Annotated in this window: 15 protein-coding genes and 1 riboswitch; of the genes, 12 read left to right on the forward strand and 3 right to left on the reverse strand. The window is 37.7% G+C overall.

The window, feature by feature from the left end; genetic code table 11:
* The first annotated feature begins 280 nt into the window (after positions 1-280).
* The 7 genes from ACXM0J_RS08395 (at position 281) to ACXM0J_RS08425 (ending at position 13,301) form a co-directional block, all read left to right on the forward strand.
* A complete protein-coding gene (locus ACXM0J_RS08395) occupies positions 281-1,501 on the forward strand; it encodes a chloride channel protein (protein WP_139841471.1) in 1,221 nt (406 codons plus the stop codon).
* 343 nt (positions 1,502-1,844) lie between these two features.
* Complete coding sequence (locus ACXM0J_RS08400; protein ID WP_086265087.1) at positions 1,845-3,584, forward strand: ShlB/FhaC/HecB family hemolysin secretion/activation protein; 1,740 nt, start codon at positions 1,845-1,847, stop codon at positions 3,582-3,584.
* 46 nt (positions 3,585-3,630) lie between these two features.
* A complete protein-coding gene (locus ACXM0J_RS08405; RefSeq protein ID WP_262470437.1) occupies positions 3,631-9,399 on the forward strand; it encodes a two-partner secretion domain-containing protein in 5,769 nt (1,922 codons plus the stop codon).
* Positions 9,396-9,818 (forward strand): hypothetical protein, encoded by a 423-nt coding sequence (locus ACXM0J_RS08410; RefSeq protein WP_086265012.1) that lies wholly within the window; start codon positions 9,396-9,398, stop codon positions 9,816-9,818. The genes ACXM0J_RS08405 and ACXM0J_RS08410 overlap by 4 nt, the downstream gene beginning before the upstream one ends.
* A 126-nt stretch (positions 9,819-9,944) precedes the next feature.
* A complete protein-coding gene (locus ACXM0J_RS08415; protein WP_262470433.1) occupies positions 9,945-10,460 on the forward strand; it encodes an SMI1/KNR4 family protein in 516 nt (171 codons plus the stop codon).
* Positions 10,461-10,538: 78 nt separating this feature from the next.
* Positions 10,539-11,879: a hypothetical protein gene (locus ACXM0J_RS08420; protein ID WP_262470432.1), complete on the forward strand. Its 1,341-nt coding sequence runs from the start codon at positions 10,539-10,541 to the stop codon at positions 11,877-11,879.
* An 855-nt stretch (positions 11,880-12,734) separates the two neighbouring features.
* Complete coding sequence (locus tag ACXM0J_RS08425) at positions 12,735-13,301, forward strand: TetR/AcrR family transcriptional regulator (protein ID WP_262470430.1); 567 nt, start codon at positions 12,735-12,737, stop codon at positions 13,299-13,301.
* A 36-nt stretch (positions 13,302-13,337) separates the two neighbouring features.
* Here the strand turns inward: ACXM0J_RS08425 and ACXM0J_RS08430 are convergent, their stop codons facing one another.
* Entirely contained in the window at positions 13,338-13,766 is a 429-nt protein-coding gene (locus ACXM0J_RS08430) for a hypothetical protein (RefSeq protein ID WP_479750390.1), read from the reverse strand.
* Positions 13,767-14,022: 256 nt separating this feature from the next.
* On the opposite strand from ACXM0J_RS08430, the gene ACXM0J_RS08435 reads away from it, so the two are divergent.
* Positions 14,023-14,541 carry a hypothetical protein gene (locus tag ACXM0J_RS08435; protein ID WP_139112242.1) on the forward strand — a complete coding sequence of 173 codons (519 nt, stop codon included), beginning with the start codon at positions 14,023-14,025 and terminating at the stop codon, positions 14,539-14,541.
* Positions 14,542-14,654: 113 nt separating this feature from the next.
* Here ACXM0J_RS08435 and ACXM0J_RS08440 read toward each other — a convergent pair whose 3' ends face one another.
* Positions 14,655-15,086 (reverse strand): SRPBCC family protein, encoded by a 432-nt coding sequence (locus ACXM0J_RS08440; protein WP_002114206.1) that lies wholly within the window; start codon positions 15,084-15,086, stop codon positions 14,655-14,657.
* 128 nt (positions 15,087-15,214) lie between these two features.
* Positions 15,215-16,147: an aromatic amino acid DMT transporter YddG gene (yddG, locus tag ACXM0J_RS08445; RefSeq protein ID WP_262470429.1), complete on the reverse strand. Its 933-nt coding sequence runs from the start codon at positions 16,145-16,147 to the stop codon at positions 15,215-15,217.
* A 203-nt stretch (positions 16,148-16,350) separates the two neighbouring features.
* On the opposite strand from yddG, the gene ACXM0J_RS08450 reads away from it, so the two are divergent.
* From ACXM0J_RS08450 to uca, 4 genes are all read left to right on the forward strand, one after another.
* Positions 16,351-17,301, forward strand: coding sequence for a 3-hydroxyacyl-CoA dehydrogenase NAD-binding domain-containing protein (locus tag ACXM0J_RS08450; RefSeq protein ID WP_262470427.1), 951 nt, complete (start codon positions 16,351-16,353; stop codon positions 17,299-17,301).
* Between the two features lie 191 nt (positions 17,302-17,492).
* Positions 17,493-17,588, forward strand: a riboswitch (guanidine-I (ykkC/yxkD leader).
* Positions 17,589-17,616: 28 nt separating this feature from the next.
* On the forward strand, positions 17,617-18,357 hold the full coding sequence (locus ACXM0J_RS08455; RefSeq protein ID WP_262470425.1) for an urea amidolyase associated protein UAAP1: 741 nt from the start codon (positions 17,617-17,619) through the stop codon (positions 18,355-18,357).
* Positions 18,358-18,372: 15 nt separating this feature from the next.
* Positions 18,373-19,026 carry an urea amidolyase associated protein UAAP2 gene (locus ACXM0J_RS08460; protein WP_000217380.1) on the forward strand — a complete coding sequence of 218 codons (654 nt, stop codon included), beginning with the start codon at positions 18,373-18,375 and terminating at the stop codon, positions 19,024-19,026.
* A 2-nt stretch (positions 19,027-19,028) separates the two neighbouring features.
* Positions 19,029-22,634 carry an urea carboxylase gene (uca, locus tag ACXM0J_RS08465; protein ID WP_262470423.1) on the forward strand — a complete coding sequence of 1,202 codons (3,606 nt, stop codon included), beginning with the start codon at positions 19,029-19,031 and terminating at the stop codon, positions 22,632-22,634.
* Positions 22,635-22,645: the final 11 nt, after the last annotated feature.

Raw genomic sequence — 22,645 nt, forward strand, 5'->3', positions numbered from 1 at the left:
ACTTAAGCATTAGTTTAATGGGGTCAAATCGAATGCTTATTTATTCACTCGGTTTGTTATTTTTCACAGTACTCGATAACCATTTTTAGCTTGAAAATCAGACCTAATTGTGAGATATTTATCACAGTTTAGTGATGTGAAAATTAATCACTGTATTGAAAGCTCGCTTATGCGGGCTTTAATTTTTAGCCCAGTTTAAGCATTTCTCACTTAATGAGCTGGCAGCATAAAAACAATTTGAGAATTTGGCACTCACTCAAAGGCGAATTGAAGAAAGCGAATGAAAATTCTACCTTCATCTGAATATGATCAAATTCTAAAATACAGTGTCTATTGGCTCGTCATCTCAATCGTGATTGGAGTCGTCGCGGGGTTGGCATCGACTTTAATTTTTGTGGCTTTTGATATTTCAAACAAAGTCAGAAGTCTGCATCACTGGCTCATCTACTTTTTGCCTTTTGTGGGTTTTGGTATTGGTTATCTCATTAAAAAATATGGATCACCGATTGAGCGGGGAACCCATTTACTGATTGATGAAATTCACCAGCCGAAGTCGTTTATTCCAAAACGAATGAGCCCCATCATTTTTATTACTTCAATTTTAACGCAACTGTTTGGTGGTTCGGCAGGGCGTGAGGCCCCAGCGGTTCAGCTTTCGGGTGCTTTAATTGACCACCTTAGCCATATATTAAAAGTCTCGGAAGATAACCGAAAAATCTGTTTAATCGCCAGTATTGGTGCAGGCTTTGCAGGGGTATTTGGTTTGCCTCTGGCGGGTGCAATCTATGGGTTAGAAATTACTGCTTTAGGTAATTTAAGATACTCAGCTATTTTTCCATGTTTTGTGTCGGCTCTGATTGCATCGGCTATCCCTGAGCTATTTGATATTGTTCATCCGCATATTTTTTATGTGATTAGTGAGTTTCCAGCCATTCATTTTGGCACGCTCATGAACTTAATTGTGGCAGGTCTGATCTTCGGTCTAGTCGCACGTTTCTTTATTGCAGCCATTCATTTTGCGAGTGACGTCTTTTATAAATATGTGCGTTATTTGCCATTAAGAACGATGGCGGGTGGTATTGTCATTATGCTACTTACGTTGTTCACTGCACATCAGCAATACAATGGTTTGGGTACAGATAAAATCATTTCATCTTTTTATGTGCCGATTGAGTTTTACGACTTTTTTAACAAGACCATTTTTACTGCCATCACTTTAGGTTCAGGTTTTAAAGGTGGTGAAATTACGCCACTCTTTTATGTAGGTGCGACATTAGGAAATGCTTTAGGGGCGGTTTTAGACTTACCAATTTCATTGCTTGCTGGCTTAGGTTTGGTAAGTCTGTTTTCTGGAGCAAGTAAGGCACCGTTAACATCTATTATTTTAGCTGTTGAGCTATTTGGAATGAATGTTGCCACGTATGCCATTATTACTTGTTTGTTGGCAGCGTTGTTTTCTGGGAATTGTGGGTTGTACCGCCGTAAAAAGTTGATGGATTGATTAAGCCTTTCTAAGGAGTTGAGTGGTTTTAGGTTGCTTAACTCCTATTAAATATTTTTTTTAATAATAAAAATTGGCCTAGTAAATGAAATACTTCTAAAAATATGAAAAGAATTGAATTTATATCTTTATAAAAGAAGATATAAATTAATTTTAATGAACAACTATTGTTTCCTAAATATTTAAACTATAGATATACATTAATAAAAATTAAAAAATATTTAAAAAAATTTCCAAAATGTTTCAATTATGAATTTTTTATGACATTTATTGTTGATTGTGAATGATTCATGTAGTTTTTGTTTGATTTTTTATCCATTTGGTAAATTAAAAATAACATTTTATGCAAAACAAAATTTTTTTTACTCACGCTTTTTTTCTTTTGTATGGGTTAGCTACACATGCTTATGCTATCGATGATATTTCTTTACCAGATCGTATACGTCAGGAACAACGTTTAAAAGAGCTTAATCAACAATTAGAAGAGCAAATCACTCAGCTTGTACCTAAACCTGTCACTACCCAATTGCAGGATTTTAAAACTATAGTCGTTTCGGAAGAGCCATGCGTTAAAGTCAAGAATATTGATTTTGATAGAAAGACGTTACAGGACCCTGAACACTATAAATTTCACTTTATGCTTCGGGCAATCTGGAATCATCCGCAGAAGATTATTGGCAAGTGTATTGGTACGCAAAGCTTACGTAACCTCGTTAATTTCGCCCAAAATGAATTGATTAAAAAGGGTTTTATTACCAGTCAGGTTACTGTTGACCCCCAAGATATTCAGCAAGGTTCTTTGCGACTTGGTGTGCAGATTGGGCGTTTACGTAAGATCATCGTAGAAGGTGAGCAACTCTCCTTATTACAACTTAAAGCATCTTTACCATTTAAAGAAGGCGATGTCCTTAATCTACAACAACTTGATCAGGGTCTCGAAAACTTAAAACGAGCTTATACGGTAGATATACAAATTGTGCCGTCAAATGAGTCTGTTCAGGAAGCTAAAGGGTATAGTGATCTGATTATTAAGTTACAGCCACAATCAAAAATCAATTTAAATTTTGGTCTGGATAATTCAGGGAGTAAAGATACAGGTCGTTATATAGGTAGTCTAGGACTCAATATTAATAATCCATTCTATTTAAGTGATTCTCTTTCTTTTAATTTTAGTCATTCATTAGATAACTTACATCGAGACTTAAATAAAAACTACTTTGTAAGTTATCAGCTTCCGTTAGGAAATTATGATTTCAGTACTAGCTATAGCCGTTATCAATACGAGCAAAATGTATTGGGTGCAAATGGTGTACTACGTTATCACGGCTTAAGTCAGCAGGGTAATTTGAATGTATCCCGTGTACTTAGCCGAAGTGGGCAACATAAAACCAGCCTCTATGGCAAGCTCTACCATAAGCAAAATTCAAACTTTATTGATGATATTGAAATCGAAGTACAACGTAGAAAAACTTCAGGCTGGAATGCGGGGATACAACATCGCCAATATCTGGGTGATGCTGTATTAGATGCTGGTTTGGATTATCGGCATGGCACAGGCGCATTTGATGCGTTGTTAGCACCAGAAGAACAAATTAAGGACATTGATAAAAATCCATTACCGTCAGAAGGGTATTCCCGTGCACCGATATGGAGTGCCGATTTACGTTTTCAAATGCCATTTTTGCTTTTAGATACGCCTGCTCAATACCGTTTGAACTGGCGTGGACAATATGCTCCACGAGTTTTAGTACCTAATGATCGTTTTTATATCGGTGGTCGTTATAGCGTTCGAGGTTTTGATGGTGAACTGATGCTATCAGGCGATAACGGGCAGTATTTACAACAGGAAATCAGCGTAAATACACAAATTCCTAATACTCAATTTTACATGGCTGTAGATCAGGGGTGGGTGAACGGTGAGAACAGTATTGCTGGGCAGCGTCATCTGATGGGAAGTGTCGTAGGACTACGAAGTTATCTCAACCATTTTTATATTGATGCCTTTACAGGGCGAGGCCTAATCGCACCTAAAAGTATAAAAAAAGACTGGATTTTGGGATTTAGCTTAAATGCTTTTTATTAAGTTTGCTTAAGAAACAAAATTAATTTTAATTAGAGAAAACTGACTTATGAATAAAAATCTTTATCGAATTGTTTTTAACAAAGCCCGTAACATGTTTATGGCAGTTGCCGAGAATGTCAGAAGCCAGAGCAAGGCGGCAGGACAATCTATCTCCTCAGAAATGGTGAGCTCTGGACAATCATCGGGACAAGAAAAATCATTTCATCAACTATGGCACGTCAAGGCATTGGTTGTAAGTATTAGCTTGTTGGTGCCATTTGCTCCAGTCTATGCTGCTATTGTTGCGGATAGCGCAGCGAATGCTGCAAATCGGGCTGTCATTGGTGCTGGTAAAAACTCAGCAGGCACAACAGTTCCAGTGGTTAATATTCAGACTCCCAAAAATGGTATTTCTCACAATATTTATAAACAGTTTGATGTGTTGGCCGAAGGTGCTGTGTTAAATAATAGCCGAACAGGAGCCACCACTAAAACTGTAGGGACAGTGGGGGCAAACCCATTTTTAGCCACAGGTGAAGCACGAGTTATTTTAAATGAGGTAAATTCAACAGCTGCTTCAAGATTTGAAGGTAACTTAGAAGTCGCAGGGCAAATGGCAGATGTGATTATTGCCAACCCGTCTGGTATTAACATTAAAGGCGGTGGCTTTATTAATGCCAATAAGGCAATTTTTACTACGGGTAAACCTCAATTAAATGCTGATGGCAGTATCAAACAGTTCACAGTTGATCAAGGAAGAATTACGGTTTCAGCAAATCCTAACTCTAAGTTTGGATTAGGGGGAAATAATAATGATGCAAACTATGTGGACCTCTATGCTCGTGCATTAGAACTTAGTGCTGAACTACGTGCCAAAAATGATATTCAGGTGATTGCCGGGGCAAATAATGTCAGTGCAGATTTACAGGATGTTACTGCTAAAACAGGCACAGGAACCGCACCGACATTGGCAGTAGATGTTAAAGCGCTGGGTGGAATGTATGCCAATAATATTTATTTGATGGGGACAGAAAAGGGCCTCGGCGTTACTAATGCGGGGACACTTCAGGCAGTCAACAATCTGGTGATTACTAGTGCAGGGAAAATTGAAAATAGCGGAGTCGTCAAAACTACAGGTAGCCAAAATTCTGTATTAAATTTATCTAGCCAAAATAATGGAGATTTTACTTCTTCCGGGACAATCCAATCCAATGGCAATATATTTATAAGTTCTGATAGAAACTTGGCATTGAGTGGAGGGAAAATAGATAAATTAGGAACAACGATAAGCTCTATTTTCTTATCGTCTAAAGGAGATGTTAGCTTACAAAATGGTGTAAATATTCAAAATGCTGGAGTCGGAGGGGGCATCTATAGTGACTCATTGAATTTCAACTTAGGAAAGGACAGCAACATCTCAAGTCAAGGTGATATTTCATTATTAGCAAACAATAATATTGATATACAAAATGGAAAAGGGATCACTAGTAATAATGATCTTAACATCCAATCAAAAAATAATTTGAATATTGCTAACTCTAGCATTGAGTCTAAAGCTGGAAATGTAAATTTAATAAGTTTGGGTAATACTGGCAGTTCTTTGTTAGGTGTTGATAATACTAAGCTTTATGCTGGAAAAGATTTTAATATTAAGGGTGCAAAAAATATAAAACTAAATAGCTCTATTATTCAGGAAAATTCTAATAACATAAATCTATACGCTGATAATGATATTGAGATCGGTAATGATGTCAGTCCTGTGAGCTTAAAAACACAAGGTACGATCAATATAGCTGCAAAAAATAATCTTATCCTTCGCACTGATACAAGCTTACTAACAAAGAAAGATATTGATGTGCAAACTGAAATTGGAAGTTTGTATGCAAAAAGTCTCAATGTAAGTTCATCTGAAGGTAAAGTTTCAATTTTAGGTAATGGGAATGTAAATCTTGAAACTCAAAATAATGGATGGAATACCTTAAAAAATAGAATAAATGCAAAAAATGGAATTGTTTTAGGATCAAAAGGCGAAAATGCTATTACAAAAATAAATACAGTGGATCTTAAGTCTACAGATGGAAATGTATTGCTTCTTTCTGGAGGGGACCTAACACTAGATGGCAATAATGGCTATACAACAGGTATGAAAGCTTCTGTTGCATCGGGTTTTATTAATGCAAAAGACGTAACTTTGTGGAGTAAAACTGGAGTTTTAGATATAAGCAGTGGTGAAATTAATGCATTGAATGGTGGAATATCAATTCGGGCAGGGAACATTGCTCAAGTACATGATATTGATTTAAACGCTACAAAGAACATTGAAATAAATTCAAATAAAGATCTCGTTTTAGAACGCACAAATACAAGAGCAAATCAACATATTGCTTTAAGCTCAAAAGGAAATATCACTGCTTATAAAAATTATATTTTGAATGCTAAAGGTGTTTTATCTGCAATTAGTAGTGGAAGCATTGATGGGCAAGGATATGGCGGAGCAGTTGTTGTTGAAGCAAACCAGCTATCGAATAATGGTATCGATTTTAGGGCAACTGGAAGTGAGTTGCTTCAATTAGATACTAAACTAAAAAATATAAACGGTAACTTGTCGATTCAGCTTGATAAAGACTTTGTCATTAAACCAACTCATGGGCATGATACAATCACATTAGTTGCAGAAAATGATATTGATGTTCGTTCTAAACAAGGAGCCATAAGGATTGAGGGTGAAAATTTTGCACCTAATCTAAATGAAGCAGGTTTTGTTGGCATCATCTCTAGGAAAGGTGGTCTTAGTTTAGAAGGTACAAGCGTCGATATTAAAGGAACAAAAATAAATGTTCAAAAAGATATCAATATCGTTTCAACAAAAGGAGACCTTGTGATTGATGGGATTGCTGATAAAGTCAATGGCGTATCCAAGAAGAAAGATTTAATCAACAGTCAGGATGATCAGGAAAAGAAGAATTTTATCGCGAATACGATCACTGGAGTGGAAAACTTCAATAGCGAGTTATCCTCTAATGCTGGAAATATTAATATTTCTTCAAAAAAGGGAGTTTCAATTACCGGAGCAAATATTGATGCAAAACAAGGGATAGTCAATATTCAAGCTCAGGGTGTTTTAAATGGGAAATATCGAGCCACTGCAAAAAAAGAAGGTACTGCTGCTAAAGAAATAAGTGCAAGTATCATTATTGATGGTAATTTAGATGTGTATGAAAAAGGTAAGGATACTGACCAGAATTATAGTTATAGAGAGTATGTAAACCCAACAAATATAAATGGAAATAAAGGGGTAAACATACGTGCTATAGGGAAAACTGTTAATGACAATTTAGTACTGCAAGGAGTAGGGATTAATTCTGCTCAAGGTGATGTAAATATTGAAGCAGATAAAAGTATATTGTTTGATACGGCACTTGAAACTTTATATGACCGTAGTACAAAAACAGAAACGAAAAGATCGTGGTATGGTAAGAAAAAAACTACCACCACAACAACGATTGGAGATGTTGTAACACCTGCTTCTGTTGATATTTATGGTAAAAATATTAACGTTATCAGCCAATTTAAAAACCCGTTACGAGCAGATGGTACAAGAGATCCTGCTCTGAATACATCTGTAGATATTTATTCTGCACGATTTAATGCTAATGGTGGAAAAATTTCAATTCGATCTGGCGGAGACCTGAATTTTTTAACTGTAGCTGCTGTGAATAACTCAAACGTAAATCAGGTTAAAAAATCTTCATGGTTAGGGATTAATCTTGGTACATCAAAAACCAATGCAACCAGAAATCAAACTACAGAAATACCTGCAAAATTAAAAGCTGATTATATTGGTACAAAATCAGGATATGACACAAGACTTGAAGGGACCGAGTTTACGTATCTCAAAAGTGCCACAATTGAGGCAGGGGGAACGATTACTTTAGTTCCTGCAAAGAATCTAGTTGAAGAAAGCCTAAATAGAAAAAAGAACTCTGTTGTCTGGCAGTCTATGCAGGACAAAGGATCAATTACTGAAACTGCGCAGCTCCCTAATTTTAATGGACCACAACCCCCAGTTTTTAATGCAGCAGGTGGTTTAAGTGTACAAGTTCCTATTAGTGAAAAAGATGTTAATAAAGTCGAATTACGTGATGCAATTTTAAAATTAGCAAATCAACCGGGAAGCACCTATCTTAAAGATTTAGTAAACCGCAAAGATGTAGATTGGCAAACAGTTTTATTAACCCAAAAGGATTGGGATTATAAATCACAAGGTCTCACAGCGGCTGGAGCTGCCATTATTGTTATCATTGTAACAATTGCTACGATGGGTTCAGGTACTGCTGCAGCGGCTGGAGCAGCGGGAGGAACCGCTGCAAGTGGTACAACTGTAGGACTGGGTGCAAGTATGCTTGGAACTGCTGGAGTGACGACCACAGCAGCAGGAGCAATTGTTCCATCAACATTAGGGGTAATGGCAAATGCAGCAGTCACGAGTCTAGCTGCTCAGGCAAGTATTGGTCTGATTAATAACGGTGGGGATATTGGTAAGACCCTAAAAGAGATGGGAAGTAAAGACTCTATTAAAAATCTGGCTGCATCTGTGGTAACAGCAGGTTTATTAAGTCAAGTTGGTACTGCTCTAAATTTAAAACCAGACAGTACTCTTCTGTCAGACAGATTGGCGAATAATTTTGCATCCTCAGTAGGATCAACTTTAGTACAAACTGCGATTAATGGTGGAGATCTGGGAGATAATTTACAGGTTGCCTTACTTGCAGGTCTAGCAGGGGCATTACAAGGAGAGTTGGCTAATCAGATTGGAACGAGTTTAGATAAAGTCGATCCTAATGTATTTGAATATACAATTCATAAAATTGCCCATGCTGTTGTAGGATGTGCTACGGCGGCAGCTACAAAACAGAGTTGTGAAGCGGGTGCAATTGGTGCTGGGGTTGGTGAAATAGTTGCAGAGCTTATGATTCCAGCAGGTAAAACTGCACTCGACCTAACAGATGCCGAAAGAACAAAAATTAAAGATACAAGTAAACTTGTTGCGGGTACGACAGCCGCTTTTGCTGGCTATGATGTTAACACCGCTGCAAATAGTGCGAATATAGCTGTTGAAAACAACACATTGGGTAAGCTTGCAACAACCGCAGGAAAAGCGGCATATAGAGTAGCTAAAAGAATTACTGATATGCCAGCCTCAGTAAGAGCAAATCTTAAACCCGACGATGTTATTAAGATTTTTAAGGAAGAAGGTGTTCAGGGAGTAATTGATATTGGGGATAATATCAAAACTTTGATTAGCCCTACATCCACACCTGGGGATAGAGCATTTGCAGCAATTGATTTGCTAATAGGTATTGATTTAAAGGCAGCTAAAAATGTTGATGCCTTAAAAAGCGATCAAAAAATTCTTGTGAAGAATTTGGGGACGTCAACAACAAAAAATGCAATTATTGCGGCGGCGAAAAAATCGGATATTAAAAGCTTCGAACTATCTGTAAATGGTAAAGTGTTTAAGCCGGATTCATCGGTCTCTTCAGGAGCTGCTGTTTACAAAGGTGCTTCAAATGAAGATATTTATACAGCCTTTAAAGAAATTGCAGGAATTAGAACATTACCTAATAGTACTAGTCCCATGTATCAACCTATTAAAGGGCGAACCTCATTAAATGGGCAACCAGGATATATTATCCGTGTTCCTCAAGAAGATGGTAGTACTATTTTATTAAGAAATTTTTCTTTTTCACAGGATGTTTCTAAAGCCCGTTTCACAATTGAGATTCAAAAGCCTGCTGGCATGAAGAAAAATGTTTTGGAGTTAAAGTTCCAATGAATCAAGTAGATGCAATTTTAAAAGTATTTCAAGAATGGCATGACAATATGGGATTGCGGTATTTATGGATTTCTTGTGATGGTGAGACTCAAGAGTTTTATCCAGAATTAGAAATGGAATATGATCCAGATACTGCTTTTTTTAAAGCCTTAGAAGTCTTATTGAAAAGTGGAGATAAATGTTTATTTTATAATTTAAATAGTGAAGATCCATCAAGAGATGGCGAACATTTAACAGGCACACCAGAAGAACAGCTTGCTTTGCTAAAAGAAGTTTGGGTAGGTAAGGCAGAAATGGACAAAATGGATGAGGAAAATGGTTATCTAGGATGGTATTTTTTAATGTTTTGCCCTTATTCCTTAGCCCACAAAATATATGACGAGCATGGAAATTTCTTAAAATGGTGGCATGCTGAATAAATTTTATTGAATCTCAAAGAATCTTTCAAAAGCGAGAGAGTTTGGTAGAACAAATGAATTTTAGAATTCAACGCCTGTGCAAAGAAAAGCTTCTCAACAAGAGTTTAATTCTTTTTGGAGAAAAATGTGAATGAAGCATTAAGAAAAATAGAGACTCTTTGGAGTAAAGAACCAAAGCATGCTGTTCATAGAGGAGAAAAAACTTTTTTTCAGTTTCGTTGTATTTTGAATAATGGTATTTCACCAGATAGATTTGGTGATATCGATTTGCAATTACCAACAGAGTTTAAGGAGTTTCTCTTAGTTAGTAATGGGGCTGATTTATTCAAGGATGAGGAATATGGGCAATGGGGAGCGAAAATATTTAGTATTGATGAGTTACAGTCATCTAATAAATATTATAGAGAGTTAAGACCTAAAGACTTCACTAAGGGGGATTTGATAATTGGTGAGTTTTATGGTGATTCAGATTTGTTACTGTTAAGGTGTGATCCTGAAAGTAAGGATTATGGCGCTGTACTTATCGCTTTACCTTTTGATAATCGCTCAGATTGGTATTGTTCAGTCAACTTTGAAAATTTTATAACTGACTATGTTAATTCTGAGGGCGATAAATTTTGGGAGATACAAACAAAAAAATAATTTTATAGAAGCTCAATGAATCGTTCAAAAGACTCTTTGAGCTTAATTTAAATCTTTAATAAAAGTGAAATATTTTTTATGCTTCATAATCAAACAAAATTATTACCCTTAGCACTTTTTTCTATTCTTTTAGCTGCATGTGGGGGAGGTGGAGGGGGTGGTTCAGCGACATCAGATACACCTGTACCGAAGCCTATTGTAGAAGCGTCTGTATTAAGCCCAGATTTGGCACATGGCTATTTTGAAATTGAAAATTCAGGAGTTACTAATAACTCAACTATTAAGTTCTCACCATTTCATACAAACAGTGTAATTGAGGCATCCGCTTCAAATAATAGTATGTGGGATTTAGAGATTCTTACTCCAAGTAATGATTTATCTGCGCATATTAACAATTTGGCTGGTCTTTATTTTTATCCTAAAGGTGATAAAGTTGGGGTTTTTAGCTATTCAGAGAATGATAAAGGCCATTTGGCTGTCCAATGCCGAAACTCATGTAGTGATACATTCTCTTATAAATTCGAAAAACAAAGTGATGGTAAAACTTACTTTATTATAAGCGCAAATGGTGCTGTATCAGGGCGTTTAAATAATATTGACTTTGCTTCGACTGCCAAAATTAAAGGCTCTATTAAATTCGAAGTAAATTCTGATTGGCCAGTATGGAACACGAAACGTTTTAATGAATATCCAGCTAAATCAGATTTAGTCGTTAATGGTAAGCTGGCGACAATACAAAGATTTATGAATTGGACAACTAGTTCTGTCTTAACTTTTAACACAGATAAAGAATATTATTTTAACTTTTCTAATCCTCTGGATCCTGAACATGATAGGTTCATATTAACTGAGGGAAATTATTTTAGTAATGAACAGCCAAAAGAAGTTTATATATACAAAGGATATTTTAATCGGGATTTTATATTAAATACAGATTATGAAAATGGTCTAACTACCTTTAAATTTATCAATAATTCATTTACTAACCCTATTGAATATGTTGCATCTCCAGAGTTAAAGGTCTCAGGCGGTTTCGAGAAAAAAATTCCTTATGGGCAAGTTACAGTAGGAAGTGAAGTTTTTAAAATTGATGAGACAGTTGCGGCAGCTGCATATGCAGAAAATGAAAGTAAATATTTTCGTTTTATGAGTAGAGATCATAAGTCTGATCTCGAGTTTACGGTGAAATACGATACTATTACTAAAAAAGCAAATGTAGCGTATCAAAGACCTAAAAAAGATCAATTGAATGTAAATATTCATTTGAAATGGAATTGTAAATTGACAAATGATCATTGTACTGGTGTAACTGTCAATGAGTCAGAAGGAACCATTGAATTTAAAAATGTGCAGTTAGATGATGGTCGTACCATAAATGGTAAATTTGCTCATCTAGGGGTAAATGATCTGGTAGCCTGATAAGTTTTTATTTGTGTGAAGATTGAAAAACTAGCTCTAATAAGGGCTAGTTTTTTTAAATATATCCCATTTTACTATTCTCGTTACGTTAAAAGACTTATGTTTAAAATAAGCCAAATACATAATTCATCTCTAAAGCTAATCTATAGTTTGGTATGTAGCTATGAAATCAATAAAGCATAAAAGGTATATTCTTATTTTATGAATATATAATCCCAATTTCGATAGTCAATTTCTGTATTTTATAAACTAATTTTTAACGGGAAAAGCTGAATTACTTCCCCTTACTTTTTAACGATCTATTTTAATACGATTGTCATTTCCCACGCTTGACGCCAACAATAGCGAATACTATCCTTTGCGTGCTGGCCTACATTGCCAGTTGGTTTTAGCAGACCATCAGCCAAAGTACACGAAAAAGTAGTAACTTTTTTGTGGAAATCCCTGCGTGCCCCCTCTGCGGCGGAACGGGAGGGGGACACCTTCGGGTGTGCTGGATTCTTTGGCTCCAGTCTGCTAACCCTCTTTCGTTTCGCCACCATTATTTAGCAGTAATGCGGTGAAACTTCTTTATAGCCAAAGGAGTCCGCTATGCGTACTAATTCTTCTCATTTATTGGCCTACGCCAAAATCTCTCTATTTATATCGTTTAAATACTCTATAACTCGGTTTAATCGACTCTAGGTTTTTACGCCTAAATATCGTTACGACTAAAACATAGCAACAATAAACCCGAGATAGAAGAGCACACCATTTTAGTGCCGCTTTTGCATGCCTGTTTTTAGCACTCAATTTAAGAGTGACGGCATTTCTATCTCTTTTACATACAACAAAAAATTATTTTAAGCGGTATATATGAAAAATTTAGAATCTTCATTTAGAGCACTACGAGTGCTGCACACGGCAAAAGATTTATTTATTCAAGATGGGTTTAACACGGTGGGAGTTGACCGAATTATTGCTGAAGCCAACATCCCCAAAGCTACTTTCTATAACATCTTTCATTCAAAAGCACGACTGATCGAGATGTGTCTAACTTTTCAAACGGATGCGCTCAAAGTAAAAGTCCTTTCAATTATCAATTCATACAGCGAACTTATGGTGTTCGATAAACTCAAGCAAATTTACTTTTTACATGCCAATTTAGAAGGATTTTACCGTTTGCCATTTAAAGCAATTTTTGAAATTGAAAAGTGTTATGCAACGGCTTATAGAGTGGTTGTTGATTATAGAAACTGGTTTATAAATGAGCTTTATAAGCTGCTTCTTACCGTCAAAACTACCGCTTCAATAAAAGACGCACACATGTTTCTATTTGCAATTGATGGGGCAATGGTTCAGCTGTTAAGTGCCAATAGCGTAGATGAACGGGATAAATTATTAGATTACTTTTTATTTATGCTATCTGAGCATTCAACTTAAACCTTAAAACAAAAAGCCCGTGATTGGGCTTTTTATTTACTTTTTAGTAATAGGATCTATAAGTTGATTGATAATAATCCCTTTATTCAGATCACAAGTCGTATCAGGTTTAACGATCCAGTTGTAGTCATTCAAATTAAGGGGATAAGCTTCTCCACTGCCATAAGCAATAGTGTCACCCTCTTTATATTGTTTTGAGTCAACAATTAAAAGATGCTTATTGCTATCCCAATGAGCATCTTTAGTTGCAAAAACGGGAAAGACTCGATCACTTGCATGCATTAAATAAATACAAGAGCCCTCGATTTTGATCTGTGCCTCACTATAGCTCGCATTATCAGCACCGCCAGTGTATGCATGTTTCGGTACAATAACCTTGTTTTGAGACTGAGGAGGATTGCTACATCCATTAAGCAAGATGACCAATCCAATTTGAAGAGTAATTAAAATATTTCGTTTATTCATATTTAATATACTAATGAAAAGCCTAAATTATAAAGTTCGTCAGTAGACATGTAATAGTATTCATTACATTGTCCAAATTCAGTGCCCGAAGCGGAAGTCCCTTTTACTCGAACCCAAACAGGACTACAGGTTTGACCATTACATGCATTATCATAGGTGGGGAAGTTTAAAAATATAAAAAATGATAAAATTTCTCTATTGCCAATAAACTGAATAAATATTTTTACAATCAATATCATATACAAGGATTTAATTTGTGAAGAGAATATTGCTTTCTATTTTTCCACTATGTATGCCATTTCTACACGGATGTTCTACCGAAGAAAAAAATGTCAACTCAATACCTATTACGCCTGATCAAGTTTCAGTTAATAAGATTAGTCATGAAGCAAATACGAACACATCTTATAAGCAGTTTTTTGTTCTTTCAAAAGATTTAAAGTTTGATAAAGATTTACATCAGTTAGAAGCGATATGGTCTGGTAAATTAATCTTATACAACAACTGTTTATCCATTCTAGTGAAAAGTGATGATAAAGAAATTATTCATACCTTAGTAGTGCCTAAGAACTATGAAATCATATTTGATGATCAAGATAATATTGTCGGACTTAAAGATAGTAAGTCAAAAGAACAATACAAATTGGGTGGATCATTGCTATTAGGTGGTTTGGCTATAGATCAAGAAAAACTGAAATCGAATAAAAATATACCGAGTTATTGTGAGCCAAGATTGGCACTTCCGGGAGACATTAAAAATGATAAAACTAAGTAGTTTGTAAAGAAAATTCTTATCAAGCATATTAATTAGTACATACTTTATCTCTTTACATTTACTTAAAAAATAAAAAAACCCATCACTGGGCTTTTTTTGTGGATATTGGTCTATTAAAACTTAAGTTTTTTAAGTCCACGACTCACACCATTTTGTAGAGCGGCTTTAATGATAGGGCCAATAAAAGGAACGCGGCCTTTAAAGCTAATGGTGTAATCCAAACGAGTTCGATTATTTCCCAAGTCAGTAAATTTCATGACACCACGGTGACCTTTAATTGGGCTAATCCCGCTCGTAATTGCATACTCGATCAGTTCATTTTCTTTATAGACTAAATTGGTTTCTACAAATGAAGGGGTCAATGGAATAGACATTTTGCGCGCAGAGCCAACACCATTACGAGCGTCTTTTCCGTTGCTAATGCGAGTCACTTTAGCAGGAGCGAAAAGTTTACTTAGGTTTTCATGCTCACTTAAAGTCGCGAAGACCTTGTCTACGGGTGCATCAAATTCTTGTACGATGTTGATTTTTTGAGTTTTTAACATCTTATTCCCTCTAGAAATTATTTTGACATTGGTAATTGTCAGAATTTGGATGTTAGCACGCTTTGGGCAATGGGGGAATTCTTCTTCGTCGGAGTTATCTTAAGTCCGAAAAAAGCATTGCGATCAATCTACAATACTTTTTGGCCTTTTCTTAATTTTTTAAAGAAGGGCTGAATCACAGACCAGTTGGTTGAAACCCAGCAAATAAAGGAACCAGCCGTCACCATTGCTGTTCCTTGCCAAAAGCTCATTGAAAGTTGAGTTTGTAAAACAAACATTGCCAAAATAGACGAAATAATCGGGGTGAAATAAGAGGCCACCACAAGCACGGTAATGTTTCCATGAATGATGCCAATGTTCCAAGCAGCATAACCAAAACCCATGGCAGCAGATGCCACTAAAAGGGTGAGGAGAGCTGGAATATCCATTGAAGGAATAGTAAAGTGCCCCGATACAAGCAGCTTGAACCATAGCGTGAGCGCGACACCAACAAAGAAAATGGAAATTGGATTTTGCCCATTACTTAATTTTTTGGTGAGTACACAGTAAAAAGCCCAAATGATGGCGCCTGCAAATGCCAAAATATAGCTCAGTGGGTTGCTATGAAAATTATCGACAATACTATTTAGACTAAAGTCACCGCTTCCAGTTTGAATAAAAACAATGCCGAAAATTGAAAGCATTAAACCCAAAATAATAAGGAAATTAAACTTTAATTCCTTAAAAATAACAAAAGCTAAAACCGTTAAACTAGGCCACAGATAGTTAACAATACTAATTTCAATTGCTTGCCTTGTTGTCTGAGAATAAGCAATCGCAAATGAAAAGCACACCTCATAAGCCACGAACAGAATTGTGCCAAATATTAAGTATTTTTTAGAGATCTGTTTAAAGTCTGGGACTTTGAAAATGGCAAGCAACAGTAGCGCACTTAAAGAATAAATAAAGGTAACACCTAGCTCAGGCCCAATGGCGGCACTCACTTGTTTCATTAAGCCCACCAGAGATGCCCACATGAGAATGGCACTTAAACCAATCAATGTTGCTAGATTTTTTGACATAAAATTCAATAAATAACGATTAAAAAATGGTAAAAGATGAAGCTATATGGATGAAAGGAATCAATTTTCAAGCTAAGGAATATAGGACAAATTATATAAAATATAAACAATTAAATTTATTGATTGGTTGAATCTGCTATGTTTATTTAGCATTCAATTGAGTAAAGAAATTTCGGATAAAACAACATTTCTACGAGGAAAATATGGAAGTCATTAAAACAGTTGGTGTTGTTGGAGCTGGTGTAATAGGTGCGAGTTGGACGGCCTTATTTTTATATAAAGGATTTAAAGTTAATGTTTACGACCCGTATCCTATAGATGAAGCGGTCTTTAAAAAAAGAATATCTGCAAATTTAAATGATCTATTGGCTTTGGACCAAAACGCTGAACACACTCATTCTTTATCAGATGTGCTACTCCATCTGGAAATTTTTAATAATTTAAAAGATGCTGTTTCAGATGTAGATTTTATTCAGGAAAATGCCCCTGAACGTCTCGATGTGAAACAACAGCTATATCAAGAAATCACAGCATATTGCCCCAAACACACCATTATTGCTTCAAGTTCATCGGGCTTAAAAGTGTCTGATTTTCAAAAAGAGGCCAAACATCCTGAACGTATTTTATTAGGTCATCCTTTTAATCCACCTCATCTCTTACCTTTGGTCGAGATTGTCGGTGGTAATCTGACTGTTCCTCAAATTTTAAAACAGGCTTCTGAGTTCTATAAACAACTAGGCAAGAATCCAATTGTTTTAAATAAAGAAGTAAAAGGGCATGTCGCAAACCGTTTGCAGGCTGCGCTATGGCGAGAAGCTTTTTCATTAGTTGAACAAGGCGTATGCTCTGCCGAAGATGTCGATGTCGCGATTACCAGTGGCCCGGGTTTAAGATGGGCTCTCTTTGGCCCCTACATTAATATGCAGCTTGCCAACCAAAAGGGCTTTAAAGAAGCAATTCATCATTTAGGCCCGCCAATGACGGAATGGTGGAATGATATGCACGCATTTCAACATTCAGACGAGACAACAGAGTTATTGGAAGCACAAACCAACCAGCTATTAACACAATATAAAGATATCGATTTATATGAAACCAGAGATAAAGGTCTGGTCGATATCTTAAAGCTCAGACATAAATTAGATTTGGATTAAGTAGACAATTTATAGTCCTGCTATCTAATTGTGTTGAGAATTAGCTTTCTTATACTTCTATGAAATGCACAATTTTTAGTGCAGCTTTTTATTTTTGAACTTAAAACGCACTCAAATTGCCCAAGTTTAGTATTACTTTTAGCTAAAAACGTAATACTAAGCTGGCATGTCCTTTGCATAGTCATAATCAATCAAAAGTGATCTAGGGTTCCGATACTTACAGTATGTCTGGACCGAGAGTTCACGGTTCCTAGCGAACTACACGGAGGGATAAAAGCCCGGGAGGAAGTCTAAAACTATCCGACAGGAGTAGCTATGAACACTGCAAGTTATCATCACAATCAGGCGATTTGGACCGAACTTTTACCCGGCGGACATCACTGGTCAGGTCGTATTCAAAAGGGAACTATTCTTAGATTTACATCGCTTGGCGCTCAGGCAAATGTTTCTTTGTTTTGTGTAAATGCTGCCGATGTGCTTGAACGTTTTAACATGCCCGACAGTTTAAAAGGGCAACACACCGCCTATTTAAAAGCTTCCAATGTGCTGTATTCAGACCTTGGCCGTGTGATGGCTTCCATTGTTCATGATGACCATGGTTGGAACGATGCACTTTGTGGCCCAAGCCGACCAGAGCAAATTGAAAAGCAATTTGGTGCGCGCACATTTCAAGATGCCCGCAATGATATGTATCAAAACGGCTTAGACAGCCTGCTCATTGAAATGTGTAAATACGGACTTGCCAGCCAAGACCTGAGTGCCGCGGTTAATCTATTTTCTAAAGTTGTACCAGACGAAAACGGCGCTTTGTCTTATGTCAGTTCTGACAATACTGATCAAACCATTGAATTGCGTTTTGAAATGGACTGCCTGCTATTTTTATCTGCCGCACCGCACGGTTTAGATACCAGCCAAAGCTATCAACCTGCCGATATTCAACTCAGTTTATTTAAAGCCAATTCACTAACAGACAACGATATTTGTCGTGATGCGTGTTCGCAAAATCAGCGTGCGTTTCAAAACACAGCCCGCTACTACGCGCTTAGCAATATTTAAATCAGGAGAAGCATCATGACAGTTTTACAATCATTTGAAAAAGCAGTTTTAAATGAAGTTTGTCCTGCGGGTGAAGCGTGGATGTGCGAGGTTAAAAAGGGCCAATATTTTCGAATTATTGACCTTGAGGGAAACCAAGCGGTCGATACTTTGTTTATGAGTGCCGAAAATCCAACTGAGCGTTATAGCGCAATGGACACTTTGGCTATCAACCAACAAATCTATTTAGAAAAGGGCACCAAGCTCTATAGTAACTTTGGTCGTCCAATTGCCGTTATTCATGATGATAACTGCGGGCGCCATGACACCATTGGCGGTGCCTGTTCATGTGAAAGTAATACGGTTCGCTATGCACATGAAACGTATCCTATGCATAGTTGCCGTAACAATTTTATGTATGCCTTGGCAAAACATCCGATTGCAAAAAAGCATGGCTTAAATGTCCGTCATATTGGCCCAAACATTAACTTTTTTATGAATGTGCCTGTGACACCAGACGGCCAGCTTAAATTTGATGATGGAATTTCAGGACCGGGGAAATATGTCGAAGTTCGGGCGGAAATGGATTTGATTGTTTTAATTTCAAATTGTCCGCAGCTCAATAACCCATGTAATGCCTATAACCCAACCAAAATTCAACTGGTTGTCCGTGAAGCGGAAGGGGTGTAAGCATGTTTAAAAAAGTTCTGATTGCTAACCGCGGTGCAATTGCCTGTCGCGTCATTCGCACCCTTAACAAACTCGGGATCGCTTCGGTTGCAGTTTACTCCGAAGCCGACCGTGATTCGTTACACGTGACTTTGGCCGATGAGGCTTTTCTGATTGGCCCTGCACCTGCGCATCAAAGCTATTTAAATATTGAAAAAATCCTTGAGGTCGCAAAACAGTCGGGAGCAGAAGCCATTCATCCGGGTTATGGTTTTTTGTCTGAAAATGCCGAGTTTTGTGATTTGTGTGAAAGCCAAGGTATCGCTTTTATTGGTCCAACTTCAAGCCAAATGCTCGATTTTGGCTTAAAGCATACTGCGCGTGAACTCGCTATTAAAAGCAATGTACCTTTACTTCCGGGCAGTTCACTACTTTCCGATGAAGCCGAGGCCTTGTTTGAGGCAGCCCGTATTGGTTATCCAGTCATGCTGAAAAGTACCGCGGGCGGTGGTGGTATTGGCATGCGTCTGGTTTGGAATGAAACCGAGTTAAAAGATGCTTATCAAACCGTGTCTTATTTAGCGCAGGTCAATTTTAAAGATGCAGGTTTGTATTTAGAGAAATTTGTACAACATGCACGCCATATCGAAGTACAAATTTTTGGTGATGGGCAAGGACAAGTTTTAGCCTTGGGTGAGCGTGATTGTTCGGTGCAACGCCGTAATCAAAAGGTGATTGAAGAAACACCCGCGCCACACTTAAATGAACAGCAACGCGACTATCTACAAAAAGTTGCGATTCAATTGATGCAGTCGGTGAATTATCGCTCGGCAGGTACGGTTGAGTTTGTCATGGACACCGAAACGCAAGAGTTTTATTTCTTAGAGGTCAACACGCGTTTGCAAGTCGAGCACGGCGTGACTGAGCAAGTGTTTGGTGTCGACTTGGTCGAGTGGATGGTTACTTTAGCAAGCGGTGACTGGTCAGCACCGACTGAAAAGTTAGAGCCAACAGGACATTCCATTCAGGTTCGTCTTTATGCCGAGGACCCAATTAAACAGTTCCAGCCGAGTGCAGGTCTACTCACACATGTTAAATTTGACCCGCAAGCACGAGTCGAAACATGGGTAGAAACAGGGTCAACGGTGTCATCTTTTTATGATCCAATGATTGCCAAAATCATTGTGACTGCTGCAACACGGGACCAAGCCATAGAGGCAATGAATGCTAGTCTTGCAAATACGCAAGTCGCAGGCATCGAAACCAATCTGGAATATTTGCAAAACATTATTGCTTGCGATGTCTTTGCTTTGGGTACTCAAACCACCCGATTTTTAAATACGTTTGAATGGAAAACTCAAAAAATTGAAGTATTGCAGTCTGGTATTCAAACCGCAATTCAAGACGTAACAGGTCGATTAGGTTATTGGGATGTCGGTGTACCGCCATCAGGTGCTATTGATCCACTCAGTTTAACGGTGGCAAACCAGCTTTTGGCCAATGAACCAAATACTGCAGGGCTTGAATGTACCTTGCAAGGGCCAACTTTAAAGTTTCACTGCGACAGCCAAATTGTTATTACAGGCGGTGATATGCCGTCAAAACTTGATGGCGAACTGGTGCCGATGTGGCAAACCATCAATGTGAAAAAAGGCCAAGTTTTAAAATGTGGGATTATCCGTTCAGGTTGCCGTAGCTATATAGGTGTGAAAGGTGGTTTTGATGTTCCTGAGTATTTAGGGTCACAGGCGACTTTCACTTTAGGGCAGTTTGGTGGGCACGCAGGCCGTAATTTATTAATTGGCGATATGCTGCCGATTACTGAATATTCTACTCAATCGACCACAGCTTTAGCTCAAGTGCAAATTCCTAGCTTTACCCAAAACTGGGAAATTGCAGTGATGTATGGTCCACATGGCGCACCAGATTTTTTCACCAAACAAGATATTGATATCTTCTTTGCCAATGAGTTTGAGATTCACTATAACTCAAGCCGTACAGGCATTCGCTTAATTGGTCCAAAACCTGAGTGGGCACGTGAAGATGGCGGTGAGGCAGGCTTACATCCATCCAATATTCACGATAATGCTTATGCGATTGGGGCAATTGATTTTACGGGCGATATGCCAATTATTTTGGGTCCAGATGGTCCGAGCTTAGGCGGCTTTGTTTGCCCTGCGGTAGTCATTCATTCCGAGCTTTGGAAAATCGGGCAATTAAAAGCAGGTGATAAAGTCAAATTTGTGCCTGTGAGTTATGCGCAAGCAAAAGCACTTGATCAAAAATATTATCAAAGCTTAACTGCGGCTGATACAACTCAGATCGATTTTAACCCAGCCATTCAAGCAGAACCCGACACTTTAAAAGATGCAGTTTTGGCAACTTTAGAAGGTGAAGCTGACTTACCAAGCGTGACCTATCGACCAGCAGGAAATAGCTATTTGTTGGTGGAATATGGTGAGTTAGTACTTGATTTAAATTTACGCTTCCGTATTCATGCACTCATGCAATGGGTCAAAGATCAAAACATTCAGGGTATTATCGACTTAACACCGGGTATTCGTTCACTGCAAATTCATTTTGATTCAATTCAACTCGATCAACTGGAGCTTTTACAGAAACTTCAACAAGCAGAAGCCGAGTTACCTGACATTCAAAATATGCAGGTGCCTTCACGAACGGTCTATTTGCCTTTGGCTTGGGAAGATTCACAAACTCAACTTGCCACCGAGCGCTACACACAAATTGTTCGACCAGATGCGCCGTGGTGCCCAGACAACGTCGAGTTTATTCGTCGTATTAATGGTTTGGCTTCTAAGCAAGCGGTTAAAGATGTGGTCTATAGCGCAAACTATTTAGTAATGGGTTTAGGCGATGTGTATTTAGGAGCACCTGTTGCAACACCGCTCGACCCACGCCAACGTTTAGTCACTACAAAATATAATCCAGCACGAACTTGGACACCTGAAAATGCCGTCGGTATTGGCGGAGCGTATATGTGTGTGTACGGTATGGAAGGGCCGGGTGGCTATCAGTTTGTTGGCCGTACCACTCAAATGTGGAGTCGTTACCGTAAAAATGCCGACTTCGAAGATGGCAAACCGTGGTTATTACGCTTTTTTGACCAAGTTAAGTTTTATGAAGTTTCTGAGGCTGAACTTCTGCAAATGCGAGAAGACTTTAAGGCAGGTCGTCTACAACTTCGTATTGAAGATGGTGTGCTCAATTTAAAAGAATACAACGAGTTTTTAAGAACACATCAAGACAGCATTCAAGCCTTTAAAGATACACAGCAAGCTAACTTTGAGGCTGAACGCCGCCGTTGGCACGAAGCAGGCCTGCAAGAATATATTTCTGAAAGCCTAGATGCTGTAGATGATGGCGAAACCGTGGTGATCCCTGAAGGAGGCTGTACAGTCGAATCACACATGCCGGGGTCAATCTGGAAAATCGAATGTGCATCAGGAGATATTGTTGAAGAAGGTGCAACTCTTGCGGTGATTGAGGCAATGAAAATTGAAATTCCAATTATTGCGCCCGAACGTATGAAGGTCGAAACCATTACCATTGAAAAAGGGCAAACCGTAAAAACAGGACAAGTGCTATTTACCTTAGCACCTGTCGCTTAAACCCAAAGAGA

It is taken from the genome of Acinetobacter sp. GRABPA_MV_2, from assembly GCF_056725885.1.